Origin of the sequence: Vibrio sp. V10_P2A27P122 (genome assembly GCF_963874335.1) — a bacterium.
Lineage (GTDB): Bacteria > Pseudomonadota > Gammaproteobacteria > Enterobacterales > Vibrionaceae > Vibrio > Vibrio anguillarum.
In genome coordinates this window covers 1-18392 of the sequence record NZ_CAWNHY010000274.1, presented here as the reverse complement: position 1 = coordinate 18392, position 18392 = coordinate 1, and the positions used below count along the sequence as shown (strand labels likewise).

Here is an 18392-nt window from a genome sequence, read left to right as displayed (position 1 = left end):
GTTTTTTAAGTTGCTGTCCGATGAAACGCGAGTGCGCTGTTTGCTCATGATTGCACGCGAGCAGCGAGTGTGTGTCGGCGAGTTGACGCAAGCGTTAAATGAAAGCCAACCGAAAATTTCTCGCCATCTGGCTCTACTTCGTTCCAGTGGCGTGGTGGTTGATACAAGGCAAGGCCAATGGGTGTTTTATCGGTTATCGGACCAACTACCCGGATGGATGAAAAAACAAATTCAAGGGCTGATGGAATCCAACTGCCTGAAAAAAGAATACCAACAAGATATGCAAAGGCTGGCAGAGATGGAATCTCGCCCAGAATGCTGTGTTTAGAAGGGATAAAAGGAAATAAAGATGTCGATTAAAGTCGGAATTAACGGATTTGGCCGCATTGGTCGTTTAGCATTAAGGGCGTCATTTGATTGGCCAGAGATCGAATTTGTCCAGATTAACGACGTTGCGGGTGACGCGGCGACCTTGGCTCATTTGCTCGAATTTGATTCAATACAAGGCCGTTGGCATCACCAAGTGACAAGCGACGGTAATGCGATCATTGCCAACGGTAAGGTTATTCGTACCTCACAACAAAAAGCGATCAATGATGTGGATTGGTCTGGTTGTGATGTGGTCATCGAAGCCACGGGAAAACACCGCAAATCTGAGTTTTTGAATCAGTATTTAGCACAAGGTGTCAAACGCGTGGTGGTATCGGCTCCGGTGAAAGAAGCGGGGATTGCCAATATCGTGGTTGGGGTCAATGACCACATCTTTGATCCACAAATACATCAGATTGTTACGGCCGCTTCTTGCACCACCAACTGCATTGCGCCTATCGTCAAAGTGATTCATGAGCAACTTGGTATTGAACACTCATCGTTTACGACCATTCACGACTTGACCAACACGCAAACCATTTTGGATGCACCGCATAAAGATCTACGCCGCGCTCGTGCGTGTGGTATGAGCCTTATCCCGACCACAACCGGTTCTGCGACTGCGATTGTGGAAATCTTCCCTGATCTAAAAGACAAAATTAACGGTCACGCGGTGCGTGTGCCGCTGGCCAATGCGTCGTTAACCGACATTATTTTTGATGTTAAACGTGATACCAGCGCAGAAGAAGTCAACGCGCTACTTAAAGCGGCTTCAGAAAATGAGCTCAAAGGCATTCTCGGTTTTGAAGCGCGCCCACTGGTGTCGATTGATTACAAAGGCGATCAACGCTCAACGATTGTCGACGCACTCTCGACCATGGTGGTGGGCAAGCGCATGGTGAAAATTTACGCTTGGTATGATAACGAAATGGGTTACGCAACGCGTACCGCAGAATTAGTACGCAAAGTCGGTTTGGCATAAAGGAGCAAAGAAATGACACATCCTACATGGGAACTGCCTGTTGCAGAAAACAGCGCTGGTTTGGTATTGACGCCTTGCCCGGGGACAAAAGATCTGCCTCTGGTTGAGAGTATTGAACAACTGAGATCTCAAGGTGTTACCGTTGTGGTGACGGCTCTAAGTCACGAAGAGATGCAAGAGAAAGGTGTTGGTGACTTGCCTAAAGTGGTTGAGCAAGCGGGGCTGCAATGGTTTCACGCCCCAATTGAAGATGATTGCGCGCCCGACCATCAGTTTCAAACGCATTGGCAAAGTATCTCCCCGTCACTTCATCAGGCGCTTGCCAAGGGAGATAAGATTGCCATGCATTGCATGGGTGGATCGGGTCGTACTGGTTTACTTGCTGCTCATTTATTGCTGGAGAAAGGTTGGGAACTGCAAAACATTATTACTCAAGTTCAATCATTAAGGCCGGGTGCGTTTACCAAAGATGTACAAGTTGAGTACATCAAACAATTTGTTAATCAATAACAGTCCCAAAGAGCTGCCTTAGGCGGCTCTTTTGCAAAGAGAGTGATTATGCTGTCTCAGCTCAACCAAAACGTTCGCCAGTACATGCTAGTGACTTTTAATTATTGGAATTTTACCGTCACTGACGGCGCGCTGCGCATGTTAGTGGTGTTGTATTTTTATGATTTGGGTTATTCGACCTTAGCGATTGCGTCTTTGTTTCTCTTTTATGAATTTTTTGGCGTGGTGACGAACCTGATTGGCGGTTGGCTTGGTGCGCGTTTAGGGCTGAATCGCACCATGAATATTGGCCTTGGCATGCAAATATTCGCGCTCTTGATGCTTGCTGTACCTGCTGCATGGTTAACCATTCCTTGGGTGATGGCGGCGCAGGCGTTATCGGGCATCGCAAAAGATCTCAATAAAATGAGTGCAAAAAGTGCGATCAAAACGTTAGTCCCTGAAAATGCACAAGGCGCACTCTACAAGTGGATAGCCATTCTTACGGGTTCAAAAAACGCTCTAAAAGGGGCCGGCTTTTTTCTCGGTGGTGTCTTGCTCTCTTGGATCGGCTTTCAATATGCGGTAGCGGCTATGGCGGCGGTATTGCTGTTGGTTTTTATCGGCAGTTTGCTTAGCTTGCAAGCCGATATTGGCAAAGCCAAAACCAAACCGAAATTTTCAGAGATTTTCTCCAAATCGCGCAGCGTGAATATTTTATCGGCGGCTCGCCTATTTTTATTTGGCGCGCGAGACGTTTGGTTTGTGATTGCCTTACCCATTTATCTGGGCAGCGTTTTTGGTTGGGATCACAGTGCCGTGGGCGGCTTTTTAGCGTTATGGGTGATTGGCTACGGCGTGATCCAAGGGTTTGCTCCTAAAATAACGGGCAGTGCTTCAGACCAAGTGCCAGATGGGCGATCTGCGCTCGGTTGGGCGGCGTTACTGGCGCTGATTACCGGTTTGATCGCCTACAGCATTCAAGCGCAGTGGCATCCGGAAGTCGTGATCATCGCGGGGTTACTGCTTTTCGGCGCGGTCTTTGCGATTAACTCATCGCTGCATTCCTATTTGATCGTGAGCTATGCCAAGGGGGATGGTGTATCGCTTGATGTTGGTTTTTACTACATGGCAAACGCGATGGGGCGTTTAATCGGTACCGTGCTTTCCGGGTGGGTTTTCCAACTTTGGGGATTAGCGGCGTGTTTGTGGGTTTCGTTTGGTTTTCTGCTGCTGACCACTCTCATTTCATTGGGGCTCCCGAAAAGCAAAGCTGTGTTGACGAGCGAACCGTAGCTTCACCAGTAGATCACTATTCCAGTAGATGGAGATTGTGATAGAGTCCGTGCTTTATTGAATGAATTGAGTCAGTCACATGAGAGCTTTTGTTGTAAGGGCCCGCGCCGCTTCCACGGATAAACAGACTTTTTTAGCCTCTGTTGGGCAAGAAGCCCACACCGAAATTTTGGCCCACGTACTCATGAACGCTATTTTTACTGCGCAGTCGCATCGTGATGACGTGGTGGTCTACTTAGTGCTGGAAAGTACGCAAGATTTCTCGCGGACTTTATGCTTTGAGTCGAGCCAGTTGCACAATATCGGTGGCTTTCACGAGCAAGCCTTGCTGACCAAAATAGGCCATGCTTTAGACGTTTCCGTTGGTATGGGCAAAGAGCAAACCCGAGAGGTCGAGCAAGGACTCACGGTTGAAACCATCAGTTTTGAAAAGTTGGTGCAGCGCCTTTCGGATAGTTACCATTTGTATTTACTGGATAAAAAAGGCGAAAGTGTCCGTGAGCATCAATTTTCTGACGACAGCTGCTTTTTACTTACTGACCACATCCCGATGCCGAAAAAAAGTTGGAACAGTTTAAAGCGCCTTAATACACAGAAAATCAGCCTTGGGCCTCGAATGCTGTTTGCCTCGCAGTGCATTGTGCTGATCCAGAATGAGTTAGATATTCGCGGTCTTTAAAAAGTCTTCTTCAAACTCATTTTTACTTTTTTTATCTGTGCTTCTTTATCAATTGGGCTGTGCTGATCGGAGTGTAAAAACCGATCCGCATAGTCTTGATAAATCTCTTTTTCTAAAAAGAGTAAGTAAAGCTTCGGATCAATATGGCCTGTGGTGGCCATGGTGGTCATGATCGCGATCGATTCGCTGAGCGTTTTGGCCTTTTTATAGGGGCGATCGCTAGAAGTCAGTGCTTCAAACACATCGGCTATTGCCATCACTCGAGCGGGGATCGAAAGCTGCTCTTCATTTAAACCTCTTGGATAACCCGCGCCATCCATTCGTTCATGGTGGCTTCCTGCAATATCAGGAACGTTTTTCATATGTTCAGGATAAGGTAGCCGCTTGAGCATCATGATGGTTTGCACAATGTGATCATTAATCATAAAGCGTTCTTCGTTAGTGAGCGTGCCACGGCGAATGGACAAATTATAGAGCTCACCTCGGTTATAGCGCAGTTCTCCCGGTTGTAAAATAAAGTTTTCTTGCCACAGATCTTGTGGACGGCAACCGTTCACCCAGTGCAACTGGTGTACGGGTTTATCATCAAGCAAGCGCTCCATAGTGGGCAATGGTTTTGACTCTCCTGCACGTTGGTTCTCTATCCAAGAAGTACCGAGTTGATCATCTAAGGTCCGTTTCCACTCTCTTTGCGCAATTCGCTCTAAGCGGGAAAGGTCATCATCGCTCATAAACTCACTGCCAATATTACATTGCGCGACGAAAGCAAATTCCTCATCGAGGATTTGTTGGTTCGTCAGCAACTGCTGCTTGAGATCTGGCTCGTTCTTGCCCTGCGCAACACCTTGCCAGTAGTCCGTTTCAGCTTGACATTTGAGCAGCTCAAAACGCATTCTAATTTCGTGAATTCTGTCGTAGATCGTTTCTAATTTGGTCGCTTTATCAATCACATATTCAGGCGTGGTCACTTTTCCACAATCATGCAACCAAGCGGCGAGAGTGAGCTCTTCCCACTCTTCATTGGTCATGGAAAATTGTGGGAAATAGGTGCGATCGTTTTCCGCCGCTTTAGTGATCATTTTGGTTAATTCAGGAACTCGCTGACAATGGCCGCCCGTGTAAGGGGATTTGGTATCAATGGCTGATGCGATCAATTCAATAAACGAGTTGAGCATCTCCTTTTGCCGCTGCATTTTGTCGATATTGTCTTTAGCGATTTCGGCAAAACTGAGCAGCTCTCGTAAAAATGCATGTTTGTCTTGCTGATCGGGAGTGATGGCCCGTTCGTAGCCTAGGTTTAATACGCCAACCAACTGCTTGTCTCGGTTGAGCAGTGGGAAAAGATAAAGATCAGAATTATACAGCTCATCTTTATGCTTACGCATCGAATTATCGGTTTTAGATAAGTGAACCGTTTGGCCTTTTCGCAGTTCAGAAAGTAGCCACGGCATCTCTTGAGACAACTGGTTGATATCAAGCTTAAAGGGAATGATGGCGTGGTTTGCTGCGGTGATAAATTGGTTATTTTCGTTGGCATAAGTGTAGAGCAAAATAGTTTCAGCTCGAGTGATCAAATAGCTTTGATGGGTAATCGTTTTGGCTAACACACCGAATTCTTGATTGCTGGCGGTTTCGCGTAATAGTCGCAGCAAGTCGTGCAGTGTATGCTCCATGAGCTCTATCGATTGGGTTAAATTGGCAACTTCACGGATCCGGCTTTTTGGGTAGCGTGTCTTTTTAAATTCAAAGCGCGTGATGTTGTCGGTCAATTGCACTAGGTTACCTAAAGGGCTGGCGAGCCTTTGCGCCACAAAACCAACCACTGCAAAAGCGATAGCGAGCATGATTAACGCGACAAAAATCTGCTGATCTCGCATCGAGAGCAAATCTGCGATCAAATCGTCTTGCGGTACCGCTTCTGCCAGCAACAAGCGTACATTGTCGTTTAACAGTACTGGCGTTAACGTCACCGACCACGTTGTGCCATTCATATTGACCGTTTCATACAAAGTTTGGCTGCTGAGCCGATTCAATATTGGTGCAAAAGTACTTTGCTGTAGCTGCTGTGCAATCTGTGAGGGATCTTGTTGTAGCTCGAACTTAGTATTGTGTTGGGCGAGTGGTCTAAATTGATTATCGAACAAAATGAGCTGAGCACTGTCAGAAAAACCCATCGTACTCATCTGTTTTGACAGTGAGTCAAGCGTGAAATCGGCGCCAAGCACACTCTTTCCATCGGCCGATCTACGTGACAGTGTGACGCCGCTCGTTTGTAGGAAGAAAAAGAAATAAGGTTCCGTTAAGCGTATCGCGCCATCTTGACTTGCCGAGGTAAACCAAGGACGCACGCGAGGATCAAATTTATTGTTGTTATCTTGTTTGTCGAGCAGGCTTTTAAGGTTCTGGTCTAAATAGATAAAGCGGTTAGTGCCATCAACTTGAGTGTAATGGGCCAATAGCTGAGCTTGTGCGGGGGCATCAAAACGCTGTTTGGCTTTATCAAAGCTCAGCGAGCGAAATGTAGTACAAGCTCCAGCTTCGTCACAATAATAGAGCGCGACCAACTGTGGATTACGTTGGAAGGTCAGCCAAACGGTGGCGAGTTGGCGTGGGTCCGAGATGACTTTATCCGGTTGATCAATTACGTTACTAAAAGCTAAAAAATCGAGCGTAGTCAAGATAGGTGCGGCACTTTGTTTAAATGCTGATTCCAGTTTTTTGCTGTTTTCGCTACTTAATCCTTGTGCACTTACCGTCAGTAGTTGCTGACTATGGTGATAACTTATGCCAATCAATACAATGCCGATCACCATGGCGAGCACTAAAAAGAGACTCGTAATGTGAATGCTCAGTGAGTAACGACGTCGTTTCATAACCAACTCCGAATTGGATGACATTGCTAAGTATTGTTCAATGTGGGTAAGTTGCAAAAAACCATTTTACATCGGTGTGTTTTCATCCGGTCAAAAAGTGTCGATATGGTGAATATATCGCCCTTAGATTGAAGTGCCATCAGCGAGGCTGTTACACTGAAGCATCGCTGTTGGAATGGAATAATTAAAATGAATCTTGTCGTTGATACTCATACCCACACTTATGCAAGTGGTCACGCTTACAGCACGCTCATTGAAAACGCGCGTTCAGCTAAAGAAAATGGATTAGCAATGTTTTGCACAACCGATCATGCGCAGTCGATGCCTGGAGCGCCGCATTATTGGTTCTTCTCCAATCAACGTATTTTGCCGCGCTTTTTAGACGGTGTTGCCATTATCCGAGGCATTGAGTCCAACATCATGAATCGTGCTGGCGAGATTGATGTTCACCCTTCGGTTGATCAAAACTTAGATTGGGTTATCGCCAGTTTTCATGAGCCCGTATTTCAGCCTGCCGATAAAGCAGCGCATACCGAAGCGTTGATCAATGTGATTAAAGGTGGACGAGTGGATGCGCTAGGGCACTTAGGTAACCCTAATTTCGATTTTGATTTTGATGAGGTGATCGCCTGCGCCGCCCAGCATCACGTTGCGATAGAAATTAATAACAGCACCTTAAAAGGACACAGCAGGGTAGGGAGTGTCGATCGCTGTTATGAAATTGCTAAGGTGGCGAAAGCGCATGGTGCTTATGTTACCACTGGCAGCGATGCCCATTTTTGTCAAGATATCGGCCAACTTCAGTTGGCCAGTGAACTGCTTGAGAACGTTGGTATTGCTGCTGAGAAAGTGATTACGCACAGTGTCGAGCAGTTTCTGGCCTTTTTAGTACTGCGCGGGCGAAAAGCGATCGCAGAATATCAAACACTATAAGCCGTAAAGAGGTCATAAAAAATGACAAAAATTTGTCCCTCTTTTATCTTGAGATCCATTAAACTTGGCACTTCTTGCCAGAATAAAAAGAAATAATTATGAAAAAAATAATGATATTAACAGCTTGCGCATTATTTGCGGCTAGCGTGTCGGCGGCTAATGTTGACTTAAAACAGAACATGAAACAAATGAAGCTTGAATTTAAACAAGCGGCAGAAGCGACCAGCGTTGAAACAATGCAAGCACCCATTGAGAGATTAAGTCAGTTGGTTGAAGAGTCAAAACGAGGAAATTATCCACCGGAGAAGCAAGATCTCTATTTAGAAGGGTTTAATAAGCTTTCAGTGGCATTAGACAAAATCGAAGTGGATCTTGAGCAAGGAAATTTAGAGCAAGCTCAACAAACGCTGCGGACGGTAGACGAACTGCGTGTTGAATACCACGAGCAGCGTAACCCAAGTATCTGGAAGCGCTTATTTGGTTAATCAGCTTTGTGGCCCCCTCACGATAACGTTGGATTGGTTATAACGTTCAATGGTTCGTGGGGTGGTCACTGCCTGAAAACTGAGCTTGTAAGAAAGGCAGCAGTAGTAAGCCGATCACAGCGGCGCAAACAGAAATGGTGACAAAAAAGCCTCGCCATTCGAATTGCTCGACAATAATGGCTAACGGGTAACCGGCGAGCGCTGCGCCCATATACGCAAATAACCCCACAAACCCAGTTGCTGCGCCAGCCGAATCTTTGTGAGAACACTCCGCGGCGGCCATACCAATTAACATTTGTGGGCCAAAGACAAAAAAGCCAATCGTAAAAAAGCCAGCGGCTTGGAATACAAACCCCGTTAACGGCATCAGCCACAGCGCTGCCACCGAAAGAAAAATGCCCATTGAAAAAATCAGATTCATTGGTCCACGGTTGCCGCCAAACAGTTTGTCTGAGCCCCAGCCTGCGACTAACGATCCAATAAACCCACCGACTTCAAACAGCGAAAGCGCGCCATTAGCCGTGATCAAATCATAGCCTTGTTGCTCGGTAAGGTAGATATTTCCCCAATCATTGATGGCAGTACGCACTATGTAGACCAGTACATAGCTCAAGGCGAGTAACCAAATGTACTTATTTCCTAACACATATTTGTGCAAGATCTGTTTAGTGCTAAGGCCGAGGCCTTCATTTTCTTGCGCCAGTTCAAGGGCGTCATTACGCCATTGACCAACACTGGGTAAACCTTGGGTCATTGGTTTATCACGCAAACGCCAACATAAGAAAACCCCACCAATAACGGCTAAACAGCCCGGTACAATAAAACCTTCGCGCCAACTAAAATGGAAAGTGAGAAAGCCAACCAGTAATGGGATCAACGCGCCCCCCACGTTATGAGCGGTATTCCATAACGCCCACCAAAAACCACGTTCAGAGCGCGAATACCAAGTTGTCAGGAGTTTAGAGCAAGAAGGCCATCCCCAACCTTGGAACCAAGCATTGAGCACCCAGAGTAAGATGAACATACTGATTGAGCTTGAAAAGCCAAACAGAATATTGATAAAACCCGTTGCCATTAACCCTAGGCCCATAAAATAGCGCGGGTTGGAGCGGTCCGACAAAATCCCAGACAGAAATTTTGAGATACCATAGGTGATGTAAAACAACGTGCCCATGATGCCAATATCACTCTTATCTAAACCGAGGTCAGCAATCATCGCGGGCATGGCGTAATTCAAACTTTTACGCGTGAAGTAGAAAAGCGCATAACCGACATACATCGCCATCATGATGTGAAAGCGCCAATAACGGTACTGCTGGTTAACCTCTTGCGCTGATGCAAGAAGCGGTTGCGGTGGTTGAGAGCGTAGAAAATTTATCATAGTGCTTTATATTCCACGATTATAAGTGGGGCAGTGTGACGGTAAGCTGAGTGCCATTCTCGCTTAGATCGTGGTTGGCTGTTGTAGACTGACAGTGGCTAATAATCTGAAAGTGGCCACCCAATGCCTCGACTCGCTCACGCATCCCCCGTAAACCAAAGCCGTTCAGCTGTGCTTGTGCTTTGAAACCGATGCCATCATCGTGAATGCGCAGTGTGACATCACTTGCCAACGAAAACTCAATCACAATGTGGCTAGCTTCCGCGTATTTTAAGGCGTTATTGAGCGCCTCTTGGCACAATCGATAAAGGGTCACTTTGGTGGCATCACTTAGCTTTTGCAGTTGAGCGGTTGAATTCCCCGTCCAAACTACTTGGGTTTGAATGCCGTGCGTCTCAAATTCAAGGTCACGCAGCAGTTGATCCAGTGCTTCGACTAGGCCTAAATCATCTAAGGTTTTAGGGCGTAAACGGGTTAGCAAACTTTTAGTTGTGTCGTAAACATTTAAAGAGAGAGATTCAATGGTTTTAGCACAATTGCTGGTGACGGGCTGAGACTCGACGCGTTGAATAATGCTGGCTTGAGTACGGATAGCGGTAATGTTTTGACCGATCTCATCGTGCAGCTCGCGAGCAATATCGCGCCGAACAGATTCTTCAGCTTTGACTAATTGGCGGGACAAATTTTGGTTACGATCAAGCTGTTGGCGCAGCTTGGTGTTGAGATCTCTTTGTCGCTGCACACCCATTCCCAGCAAAATGCCGGTTAAACTTTGTGCTGAAAGAGAGAGCAGGAGATCAGTGACTTCCATATTAGAGACACCACTACGAGCCGCGATCAATGCAATGCTATTGAGCAGAGTGCCGAGCAATGCACCTTGCCAGCCGTAGCGAAAAGCGAGCAAAATGATCGGGATGGCTAAACAAAATGGCGCAAAACGCCGAAGCTCATCAGGTAAACCAATTTGCAGCGCAATGCTTAAAATAAATAGTAAAGAGTAGAGTAAGACGTGACGCGTGCGAAATTCGATATGACGAGAGACTAAGTTCGCCGTCAGTGGAACCCAAGTGCTTTGGAAAAGATAATTCCATATCAAATAGCAGCTTGGCACAATCATTAAGCCAGCCGTGATGCTGACTAACATCACCATTGACGCGGCATGGCCGTGGTAGGTGGTGGCCAGCGTATTAACGATAGCGCTGGCGAGGATCAACCCGCCCATCACAATAAAGCGACGCCACTGACTTCCGTGGTAGTAGCGTTGGGCGAGCAGGTTTAAGGGCAGCGTTGCGATACTGGCGGCGAGTACTGTCAGCCATTGAGGTTGTTCCATTAGCATGGCGAGCGCAATCGTCAGCCACCATTCTGCACCATAAATCGCGGGCCAGTAACGTTGTGGACTGTGCAGCGCAGTGCCTAAACGCAGAGCAAAAGGAAAGAAGAAGATCGCCAGTTCCGGATCGTTGACAAAATAGTAGGCGATAACCCACAAGCAAAACCAACTGCAAGAGAGCAGAAACCAAGCGCAGAGTGACGTAATAAAATAGCGTGGCATTAGAATGAGTCAGAAAAATATTTCGCTAAGGCCACGTTATTGCTCACACCTAACTTATCCATGGCATTGGCGCGATGGACATGAATGGTTTTGTGGCTAAGTCCAAGCTCATTGGCGACCGCTTTCACATCCAGCCCGGTAGCCAGCATTTCACTGATTTGCCGCTCACGTTTGGTCAACTGTGCTAATAGCTTTGCCTCGCGCTTGGGAGAGGTGAGTTTAAGCGCAATATCGGGTGTTAAGTAGCAACCACCATGGGCGCTGGTTCGTACGGCTTGGATAAGTTCATCTGGGCCACAACGTTTGCTTAAGTAGCCTCTTGCTCCAGCCTCCAAGGCTTTTTCGACCATGGCCGCGGAATCGTGAACGCTCAGCATAATGCATGCTATCCCAGAGGGTAGATCTTGAAGCAGCGACAGCCCGCTTTCATCAGGCATTGAAATATCAAGAATACAGACGTTTGCCCCTGTGCCGGGAAGCCCTGCGCGCGCTTCAGCCGCCGAGCTAAATTGGCCGACCACTTGGATATCGTCTTCAAGGTTCATGAGTTGGGCAAAGCCTGAACGTACCACGATATGGTCATCCACTAGTGCTACTTTGATCATCACAATCCCCGCTGTTTATATTGCCTGAGTAAAAAGGGAGCTTAAACTAACGCCACAGAGACAATTAAACAAGCAATATATCCCTTTGCTATGGATGCCATTGTAGAGGAGTCTAGCGCGTCAAAAAGGAAGGGGTGGCACAATAAAACGCGACACACTCATAAAAGAGAATATCGCGTTTGATTTTGCTGGGAGCTAAGCGGCAGCTGCGGCCAGCTTTAGCCTTTTCTCATGGCGGATCTTACGCTCTTCTGCGATCGCGACAAAAATCAGCAGCACGATACAGATCATCGCTGAAGTGTCGAGCGCAGCAAAGGTGCCCTTCCAGCCGGTGAGGCCAAAAATCGGTGTACCGTCGGCGATCATACCTAGGCCAAGTTTGGCAAAACTATCACCAATTAAGTAAGCAAAGGTGCCCTTAACGCCATCGGCGACACTGATCGCTTTTTTCGGCACAAAGCCAACCGCAGCAACACCAATCAGTAATTGTGGGCCAAAAACAAGGAAACCTAGCACAAACAGTGACCCGAGATACATAAACTCGCTGGTGGCGTGCTGATAGAATTCGAGCGCAACAATGATGAGTCCCAGAGAGACACAGGCGACCAAAGCTCGGCGGCCATTAGCAAGATCGGACAGATAACCCCACATTAAAGTGCCGACTAATGCGCCTACTTCAAAGAGAGTGAAGCCTGAAATGGCCGCTTCTTTTGACAAACCAAGTTCTTGATAGGCATACACAGTAGACCACTGGTCGATGCCGATACGCACGATGTAGAGGAAGATGTTGGCAAAGCAGAGTAACCAAATCACTTTGTTTTTCAAAATGTATTCAACAAAGATCTCACGTTTGGTCATTTGGTTTTCTTCCGCGGCAATATCTTCCTCGCTGACCGCTTCATCAAACAACTCTTCGACCGTACCTAAACCGTAGGCTTCAGGAGAGTCACTACCGTAACGCAAACCAATGAAACCCACCACTAATGCGATGATTGATGGGAACACAAACATGCCCACAACATGACCATTAAAGAGATAGTTTGCACCAAACAGTGCTACGCCTGCCGCACCTGCGCCGCCGACATTGTGCGACATATTCCATAAACCCAAGTAGGTGCCGCGTTTATTTTTGGGCGTCCATTTGGTGATAGTGGAGTAGCTTGATGGCCCACCAGTACTTTGGAAAAAACCGCTTAGCGCATAAAAAGCAACCATTAGGAAAATGCTGACGCTTGAACCGCCCATGCTCATGCTAAATCCAAGCATTGCAATACCAGAAAGGATCAGCATAAAAGGTAGGAACTGTTTCGTGTTCTTGCCATCAGCGTAGTAAGAGACCACTGTCTTACCAATCCCGTAAGTGATGGAGAAACCAAGACCAATCAGCCCTAGCTGTGTCATCGACAAGCCGTAGGTTGAAATCATATCGTTTTGTGCAACGTTGAAGTTTTTGCGCACTAAATACATCGCCATGTAGCCAATAAACACCACAAGGTATGATTGTAAAAATGGTTTGAACCACATTTTACGGCGTTCTGCTGCGGGGAGATCGAGGGTCGGTAGCCGAACCTGTTGCAAAAGTTTTAGCATGTGAAATCCTTAGAAAATCACGTCAAAGAAATCTCTGCTGTCAGTCAATTCACACCAGAGTCGAATGGCTAGCAACCGTCTGGCTGCATTATAGAGTGATTGTAAAAATCGGCTTGGCGATTGACTTGAGGGCATGGCCTAACTGAGTTAGGAATATTTCCTAGTTTGGGTGGGTTGATAGACAAAGCGTGAATGGAGTCACATTGATATGCATCTTGAAACGTCGTCTTTAAGCTAACGATTTGTAGCGAACTTGAGGGGATTTGTTAAGTTTTTAGCGCTGCCGCACTGTTATTTTTATCATTGCGTTATATAGTGTCGACAAGAAAAAAATGAGTGTTGCTATGATTCGCCTAAACCGTTTTAACAGAATAATGTTGCTCACCAGCGCGCTCAGTTGGGTGTTGGTGTCGCTTATGCCTGTAATAAACGCGCATGGCAATACGGCGGGGGTTTGGGCCACACTGTGTACCATTAATGGTTTTGAGCTGGTTCAAATTGAAGAGGGAAAAGTACAGACACAGCATACGAAACCCTGTCCCTTTGCTCATTTCTCCACCTTTCATCAAGATTCACTTCCAACGACACCTTTACTGACACGACTGAACTTGTTTGTTTCAGACAGCTACACTTTTTTGGCTCTAAGTGTACGATTTGAAAAACAAGTTCCTCGTGCGCCACCATTATTTAATCTGTTGTACTGGCGTTAGAAAATAGCCTTGATTCCTTCCACTATTCACTATTCAGAATAAAGCTCTAACGGTAAACCATCTGGGTCGGCGAAAAATGTGTATTCGCGACCAGTGAACTCATCAACGCGGATGGGCTCGACGATAACGCCTTTTTCCTCTAAATACGCTTTGACTTCACTGACACTGTCCACCACAAACGCTAAATGTCGTAGCCCTTGAGCTTCAGGGAAGCTTGGTCTTGGTGGTGTATTTGGAAATGAGAACAGTTCAATTTGTCCGCCATCGGGCAGAGCAAGATCCAGCTTGTATGAATCGCGAGCGGCGCGGTAATTTTCAGCAATAACAGGCAGCCCTAAGATCTGAGTATAAAACGCTTTGGAACGTGCGTAGTCTGAACAAATAATCGCCGCATGGTGGATTCGTTTTAGCATGATTAACCTTTATTTGTTGAGCTGGCTGACCAAATGTTCAGTGACGTAATCAATGAACACCCGCAGCCTTGCTGGCATGTACTTGGTTTGCGGATATTGCATGGCAATAGAGCCGTAGTAATTACTTTTGATCGTCCAATCGGCTAATAGCCGGACGACGCTTCCTTCAACGAGCGCTTGCTGAATGACAAAATCATGGAAGATGCCGATACCTAAGCCATTTTTCACGCCGTTCAAACGCATTTGTGAGTGGTTTACTGCATAGCGGCCTGAGACGGCCACTGTATGGAACTCATCTTCTTTATGAAAATCCCAGAGATGGTCACGCTCGGTTTCGGCAAGATACAAGCAGTCGTGATCCGTTAATTCGATAGGGTGGATTGGCGTGCCTCTGGCCGCTATATATTCTGGGCTGGCGCACAACACTAAGTGGGTTTTGCCAATTTCACGCAGTACCAAGTTTTCATCTGGCTTATCAGTCAGTTTAAACGCCACATCAATATTGTGTTTGAATAAATCGATCGCGCCATCTGCAGCTCTCAGCTTAAGTTGAATTTCAGGGTATTGAGTTAGAAAAGGAAGCACAAGGGGTTGCAGAACTGAGTTCAAAAATGCTTCAGGTGCCGCAACAGTGAGTGCGCCTGCAGGTTCGGTGTGGTCAGAGGTTGAAAGCTCAACCGCTTGCTGCGCAGCGTTGACCATCAACAGACTTTGATCATAAACGCGCTTTCCTGCCTGAGTGATTAAGAGTTGGCGCGTGGTTCGCTCAAATAACTTCACTGATAGTGCTTGTTCTAAACGGGTAATCAATTTACTTAATGCCGAAGGTGTTACCCCCAGTTTTTGAGCGGCTGCCGTAAAGCTACCTTCATTGACGACGAGAATGAAAGCCGCTAAATCAGGCAGCAGGGCGATAAGACGATGCGTGATCATAATTGTATTTGTGCCTGAAGTTCACGAATGGTTTTCCATGTCATGGGATAATAGTCGTAAATGGGATCAACTAAAATACCATTAAGCAATTTTACAGTGTAAATGAAGGGTCTATTTTTCGTTTAGGCTGCCCTACACCATAGCTATTGCGCTATATAAAAATAAGGACGTAGCAATGTCTTCTGCATTTTATCAACAGATCCAAAACCAGCTTGAGGAAATCAAAGCGGAAGGTCTGTATAAATCTGAACGTGTGATTACCTCGCAGCAACAAGCGGCGGTCGAAATTTCTACTGGTGAAGAAGTGTTGAACTTCTGTGCCAACAACTACCTTGGTTTGGCTAATCACCCTGCGCTGGTTGAAGCGGCGAAGCAAGGCATGGACAGTCACGGCTTTGGTATGGCTTCGGTACGTTTCATCTGTGGTACGCAAGATATTCATAAGCAACTGGAACAGAAGCTCTCTCAATTCTTAGGTAAAGAAGATACGATTCTTTACACCTCATGCTTTGATGCAAACACCGGTTTATTTGAAACTATTTTAGATAAAGAAGACGCGATTATCTCTGACGCGTTGAACCATGCCTCAATCATTGATGGTGTGCGTTTATGTAAAGCGATGCGTTTTCGTTACTCCAACAACAACATGCAAGAATTGGAACAGCAGTTGATCGCAGCCGATGCGGCGGGCGCTCGTAATAAGCTCATCGTAACGGATGGTGTATTCTCAATGGATGGCGTAGTCGCAAACTTGCCCGCGATTTGTGATTTAGCGGATCAATACAACGCGCTCGTCATGGTGGATGATTCACACGCGGTTGGATTTATGGGTGCAAATGGCCGTGGCACGCATGAATACCATGATGTGATTGACCGTATTGATATCATCACCGGTACCCTTGGTAAAGCGATGGGTGGTGCTTCAGGTGGCTACACTTCCGGTAAAAAAGAGGTGATTGATTGGCTTCGTCAACGTTCACGTCCTTATTTATTCTCTAATTCGGTTGCGCCAGCGATTGTTGCAGCATCGATTCGCGTGCTGGATTTACTGGCAGAAAGCGCCGCGCTTCGCGACCAACTTTGGGATAACGCCGCGCATTTCCGTACTCGTATGGAAGGCGCGGGGTTCACTATGGGTGGTGCGGATCACGCCATCATCCCGATTATGCTCGGCGATGCTATCGTTGCAGCAGAGTTTGCAGAACGAGCACTAGCTAAGGGCATTTATGTTGTTGGTTTCTCGTTCCCTGTTGTGCCCAAAGGCCAAGCTCGTATTCGTACACAAATGTCAGCCGCGCATAGCCGCGAGCAACTCGACCACGCCATTGATGCGTTTATTGCTGTTGGCCAAGAAATGGGGCTCATTAAATGAAAATTAAAGCATTATCCAAACTCAAACCAGAGCAAGGCATTTGGATGACCGAAGTGCCAATGCCTGAACTTGGTCACAACGATCTGCTGATTAAAATTAAGAAAACCGCAATTTGTGGCACCGATGTTCACATCTATAACTGGGATGAGTGGTCACAAAAAACCATCCCAGTGCCAATGGTGGTTGGCCATGAATACGTCGGTGAAGTGGTTGGCATTGGTCAAGAAGTTCGCGGTTTTGAATTAGGTGATCGCGTGTCTGGCGAAGGTCATATTACTTGCGGCCATTGTCGAAATTGCCGCGGTGGTCGTACTCACTTATGTCGTAATACTGTGGGTGTTGGTGTGAACCGCACTGGTGCATTTTCTGAATACTTAGTTATCCCTGCGTTTAATGCTTTCAAGATCCCAGATGGTATTTCCGATGATCTAGCCTCGATTTTTGATCCATTTGGTAACGCGGTACATACCGCATTGTCATTTGATTTAGTCGGCGAAGATGTGCTGATCACTGGTGCTGGTCCAATCGGTATCATGGCGGCCGCAGTGGCGAAACACGTTGGTGCGCGCCATGTGGTGATCACCGATGTCAACGAATACCGCCTTGAGCTTGCACGCAAAATGGGCGTGACACGCGCCGTGAATGTTGCGGAACAAAAGTTAGAAGAGGTCATGAGTGAACTTGGCATGACAGAAGGTTTTGACGTCGGCCTTGAAATGTCAGGCGTACCGAGTGCCTTTAGTTCTATGCTGAAAACCATGAATCACGGTGGTCGTATTGCTTTATTAGGTATTCCACCTTCAGATATGGCGATCGATTGGAACCAAGTGATCTTCAAAGGTTTGGTGATCAAAGGTATCTATGGCCGTGAAATGTTCGAAACTTGGTATAAAATGGCGAGCCTGATCCAATCTGGCCTCGATCTAACGCCGATAATCACTCACCATTACAAAATTGATGACTTCCAAACGGGCTTCGATGCTATGCGTAGCGGGCTTTCTGGCAAAGTTATCCTTGATTGGGAATAATCGAATATTGAAGTTGAAGCGCTCCGGTTGGGGCGCTTTTTTTGAACAGCATTTACTCTGCGACTACAGAATAAACAAGCAAGTTAACGGCGGTGGCAAAATATAGCGCTAGGAGAAAACTAATACCGACGTAAGAAAACGAATAATTTTCAAACGCTCACTTCATTTAGCGTACCAAAATAAAAATCCATGTAAATGCAGCAAAAAGTAGTGCAATCAAAACCGCAGCTGATCCTATATCCTTCGCACGGCCACTGAGCTCATGCCACTCACTACCTACGCGATCAACTACAGCTTCCACGGCTGAATTCATAAGCTCAACGATGACAATCAGTACTAAGCTACCGATCATCATTAACTGTTCTAATTCATTGACCGGCAAGAAAAAAGTGATCGCAATTAGAATGATAGAAGCGACGATTTCTTGCCTAAAGGCGGCTTCATTTTTCCATGCAGCCTGAAGGCCTTTCATTGAATAACCTGTAGCGTAAAATAAACGACTTATTCCTGTACGGCCTGGTTTCATAAAGTGAGTAACCTAATAGTTAATAATGAGATAATAAAAATGTCGATAGCTTGAGTTGACTCTCATCTTATTAAAAAGTGCTATCGGATGTAGCATACTGTATCTATCTATTATTTTTCTATATGAAAATTCATTGCCATGTCACTTTTTTGAAATAATACAAAGTTGATGTT

At 46.3% G+C, this 18392-nt stretch carries 18 protein-coding genes; 10 read left to right on the top strand and 8 right to left on the bottom strand.

All coding sequences use genetic code 11. The features are described from left to right. From AACQ17_RS14420 to trmY, 5 genes are all read left to right on the top strand, one after another. Window positions 1–328, top strand: a 328-nt coding sequence (locus tag AACQ17_RS14420; RefSeq protein ID WP_094167767.1) for a metalloregulator ArsR/SmtB family transcription factor, incomplete at its 5' end; no start/stop codon positions are given. 21 nt (window positions 329–349) lie between these two features. Further along, the gene (locus AACQ17_RS14415) at window positions 350–1351 is read left to right on the top strand and encodes an ArsJ-associated glyceraldehyde-3-phosphate dehydrogenase (RefSeq protein WP_094147402.1); all 1002 of its coding nucleotides are present in this window, start codon (window positions 350–352) and stop codon (window positions 1349–1351) included. Window positions 1352–1363: 12 nt separating this feature from the next. Further along, complete coding sequence (locus AACQ17_RS14410; protein ID WP_094147403.1) at window positions 1364–1861, top strand: cyclin-dependent kinase inhibitor 3 family protein; 498 nt, start codon at window positions 1364–1366, stop codon at window positions 1859–1861. A 42-nt stretch (window positions 1862–1903) separates the two neighbouring features. Further along, a complete protein-coding gene (gene arsJ, locus AACQ17_RS14405) occupies window positions 1904–3136 on the top strand; it encodes an organoarsenical effux MFS transporter ArsJ (protein WP_094124586.1) in 1233 nt (410 codons plus the stop codon). A gap of 79 nt (window positions 3137–3215) precedes the next feature. Beyond that, on the top strand, window positions 3216–3815 hold the full coding sequence (gene trmY / locus AACQ17_RS14400) for a tRNA (pseudouridine(54)-N(1))-methyltransferase TrmY (RefSeq protein WP_064626357.1): 600 nt from the start codon (window positions 3216–3218) through the stop codon (window positions 3813–3815). Here the strand turns inward: trmY and AACQ17_RS14395 are convergent. Beyond that, window positions 3812–6688, bottom strand: a complete 2877-nt coding sequence (locus tag AACQ17_RS14395; RefSeq protein ID WP_240507709.1) for an HD domain-containing phosphohydrolase — start codon at window positions 6686–6688, stop codon at window positions 3812–3814. The two genes, trmY and AACQ17_RS14395, sit on opposite strands and share 4 nt — an antisense overlap. A 189-nt stretch (window positions 6689–6877) precedes the next feature. On the opposite strand from AACQ17_RS14395, the gene AACQ17_RS14390 reads away from it, so the two are divergent. Further along, complete coding sequence (locus tag AACQ17_RS14390; RefSeq protein WP_017048481.1) at window positions 6878–7621, top strand: phosphatase; 744 nt, start codon at window positions 6878–6880, stop codon at window positions 7619–7621. Between the two features lie 98 nt (window positions 7622–7719). Beyond that, a complete protein-coding gene (locus tag AACQ17_RS14385; protein WP_013868020.1) occupies window positions 7720–8106 on the top strand; it encodes a cytochrome b562 in 387 nt (128 codons plus the stop codon). A gap of 46 nt (window positions 8107–8152) precedes the next feature. Here AACQ17_RS14385 and AACQ17_RS14380 read toward each other — a convergent pair whose 3' ends face one another. The 4 genes from AACQ17_RS14380 to uhpT all read right to left on the bottom strand — a co-directional run bounded on the left by AACQ17_RS14380 (window position 8153) and on the right by uhpT (window position 13237). Next, on the bottom strand, window positions 8153–9487 hold the full coding sequence (locus AACQ17_RS14380; protein WP_017048480.1) for an MFS transporter: 1335 nt from the start codon (window positions 9485–9487) through the stop codon (window positions 8153–8155). Window positions 9488–9506: 19 nt separating this feature from the next. Then, window positions 9507–11042 (bottom strand): signal transduction histidine-protein kinase/phosphatase UhpB, encoded by a 1536-nt coding sequence (gene uhpB / locus AACQ17_RS14375; RefSeq protein ID WP_026028374.1) that lies wholly within the window; start codon window positions 11040–11042, stop codon window positions 9507–9509. Next, window positions 11042–11647 carry a transcriptional regulator UhpA gene (gene uhpA / locus AACQ17_RS14370; protein ID WP_094147119.1) on the bottom strand — a complete coding sequence of 202 codons (606 nt, stop codon included), beginning with the start codon at window positions 11645–11647 and terminating at the stop codon, window positions 11042–11044. Before uhpA ends, uhpB begins: the two co-directional genes overlap by 1 nt. 195 nt (window positions 11648–11842) lie before the next feature. After that, window positions 11843–13237, bottom strand: a complete 1395-nt coding sequence (uhpT, locus tag AACQ17_RS14365) for a hexose-6-phosphate:phosphate antiporter (RefSeq protein WP_017048964.1) — start codon at window positions 13235–13237, stop codon at window positions 11843–11845. 332 nt (window positions 13238–13569) lie between these two features. On the opposite strand from uhpT, the gene AACQ17_RS14360 reads away from it, so the two are divergent. Further along, window positions 13570–13947: a hypothetical protein gene (locus AACQ17_RS14360; RefSeq protein WP_017046046.1), complete on the top strand. Its 378-nt coding sequence runs from the start codon at window positions 13570–13572 to the stop codon at window positions 13945–13947. 29 nt (window positions 13948–13976) lie between these two features. On the opposite strand, the gene gloA2 is transcribed toward AACQ17_RS14360, so the two are convergent. Both gloA2 and AACQ17_RS14350 read right to left on the bottom strand, forming a co-directional pair. Beyond that, window positions 13977–14360 carry an SMU1112c/YaeR family gloxylase I-like metalloprotein gene (gene gloA2 / locus AACQ17_RS14355; protein WP_017046047.1) on the bottom strand — a complete coding sequence of 128 codons (384 nt, stop codon included), beginning with the start codon at window positions 14358–14360 and terminating at the stop codon, window positions 13977–13979. A gap of 9 nt (window positions 14361–14369) precedes the next feature. Next, the gene (locus AACQ17_RS14350) at window positions 14370–15293 is read right to left on the bottom strand and encodes a LysR family transcriptional regulator (RefSeq protein WP_017046048.1); all 924 of its coding nucleotides are present in this window, start codon (window positions 15291–15293) and stop codon (window positions 14370–14372) included. Window positions 15294–15468: 175 nt separating this feature from the next. On the opposite strand from AACQ17_RS14350, the gene AACQ17_RS14345 reads away from it, so the two are divergent. Then, complete coding sequence (locus AACQ17_RS14345) at window positions 15469–16665, top strand: glycine C-acetyltransferase (RefSeq protein WP_094125045.1); 1197 nt, start codon at window positions 15469–15471, stop codon at window positions 16663–16665. Next, a complete protein-coding gene (tdh, locus tag AACQ17_RS14340; protein ID WP_088733474.1) occupies window positions 16662–17693 on the top strand; it encodes an L-threonine 3-dehydrogenase in 1032 nt (343 codons plus the stop codon). Before AACQ17_RS14345 ends, tdh begins: the two co-directional genes overlap by 4 nt. A gap of 166 nt (window positions 17694–17859) precedes the next feature. Here the strand turns inward: tdh and AACQ17_RS14335 are convergent, their stop codons facing one another. Further along, window positions 17860–18219, bottom strand: coding sequence for a diacylglycerol kinase (locus AACQ17_RS14335; protein ID WP_013868010.1), 360 nt, complete (start codon window positions 18217–18219; stop codon window positions 17860–17862). Window positions 18220–18392: the final 173 nt, after the last annotated feature.